Here is a 1,850-nt window from a genome sequence, read left to right on the forward strand (position 1 = left end):
ATAGAGGTTGTCGAACTTCGACTTGGTAACGCTGTCGTTGACGTTGATCGCCGGGAACGGCAGCTCGCCCTTCTTGGCGATCTCGTACAGGCGGTGGACGCCGGTCGTGGTTTCTTCCGACACGCCCTTCAGGTTGCGGACGGTCTCGGTCAGATAGCCGGGGCGCTTGGCGATGAACGCCTTGAGCGCGCGCTGGAACTCGACTTCCTCGTCATTCTCCGGCTCGGCGAACGACTGGCCGGCTTCCAGCTTGGCGCCCCACAGCGCGAACATCGTCGCGTCGCCGCCGTCGTCGAGGATGATGTTGGCGGTCTGGCCGCTGCCGTCGGCGTCCCAGTCGAAGATGCTGCCGACATAGTCCCAGTAATCGGCCAGGCTCTCGCCCTTGATCGCGAACACCGGCACGCCGGCGGCGGCGATGGCGGCGGCGGCATGGTCCTGGGTCGAAAAGATGTTGCACGTCGCCCAGCGCACGTCGGCGCCCAGCGCGGTCAGCGTCTCGATCAGCACCGCGGTCTGGATCGTCATGTGCAGCGATCCGGTGATGCGCGCGCCCTTCAGCGGCTGCGACGCGCCGAATTCGCTGCGCAGCGCCATCAGGCCCGGCATCTCGGTTTCGGCGATCTCGATCTCCTTGCGGCCGAAATCGGCCAGGGCGATGTCCTTGATCACATAGTCGTGCGTGTCGGCGGCGAGAGCGGTGGCCACGTCAGAAATCTCCAGCACTATGGGGTTGTGCGCGCTCACCTAATGGCGCGGCCGGCCGAATGCAAATCAAATATAAAGATATCTTTATATGGCGTGCACTCCACGCCACGCGGCCCTGTACCGCCCGGCTCCTCCCCATCACTCCCGCGAAGGCGGGGATGGCGAAGAGAGGCTTGTGAAGAGCGGTGCAACTGTCGCCCCCGCCCCACGAACAACGGCGCGGCCGCAGCCGCGGTCACGAATAGCTGTACCCCAGCGTCGCCGTCCCGTTCGCCGGGACCGTCACGCGCCAGGTCCACACCCCGTCGATCCGCTCCACCGGCGCCGAAAAGCCCTTGAGGTTGGTCGCCCCCGCCGCGCCGACGCGCACCTCGACCGTCACCGGCGCGGCGTTGGCATTGGTCAGCGTGACCCTGGCGCCGGCCTTGCGATCCGCGCTCTGGGTGATCTGCACCTGCCGGCTGGTCCCCGCGCCGATCGCGAAGCGCTGGCCGACGGCGGTATCGTTGGCGTTGCCCAGCCCGAGCAGCAGCCGCTCGCCGTCTCGTTCCTGATAGAGCGCGGTCGTGCCGGCGGGCAGCGCGATGCCCAGCCCGGCGCCCGCCTCGTTCTTCATCCGCAATTCGATCCCGACCGGCATCGCCGCCTGATTGCGGGGGGAGGCCTGCGCGACATACAGCCGCTCGAACGCCACGCCCGCCTGACGGAGCAGCGCGACCTGCTTCTGCTGGTTCGCCGCGACCGCGACGCGCATGGGGACGCGGTAGAGCTTGAGATCGCCCAGATCCTCCGGCGGCGGCGGTGGTGGGGGCGGCGGCGGCGCGGGCGCGGCCACCATGTCCATCTTTTCCATCAGCCCTCTGCGGCGGGCCGTCACGACGATCGAATTGCCGCTGAAAGCGATCGCGTCGGCCGATGGCAGGTTCGACGTCGTCGTCCCCAACGGATAGCATTCCAGCCGCAGCGCCCCGGCGGCGGTGCGATACCGCTCGACAAACCGCCGCTCGAGCCGCCCGGCCACCGCGTTGACCTCGGCATCGGGCAGCGTCTCGGCATTGCCGTTGGCCAGCGTCATCCACGCGAACAGGTCGAGCGTCCGCCCGTCCGCGCCCATCGTCGCGACATAGCTCGCGCTCCAGTCG

The 1,850-nt window shown here is 68.2% G+C and carries 1 protein-coding gene and 1 pseudogene; both read right to left on the minus strand.

Going from position 1 to position 1,850, the window contains the following annotated elements; all coding sequences use genetic code 11:
• A partial coding sequence (locus VNR91_RS07430; protein ID WP_325490137.1) for an adenosylhomocysteinase occupies positions 1-708 on the minus strand: 708 nt, incomplete at its 3' end.
• A gap of 235 nt (positions 709-943) precedes the next feature.
• Positions 944-1,850: pseudogene (locus tag VNR91_RS07435) on the minus strand (hypothetical protein); the annotation flags it as partial.

Origin of the sequence: Sphingomonas sp., from assembly GCF_035555815.1 — a bacterium.
Taxonomy (GTDB): Bacteria; Pseudomonadota; Alphaproteobacteria; order Sphingomonadales; family Sphingomonadaceae; genus Sphingomonas.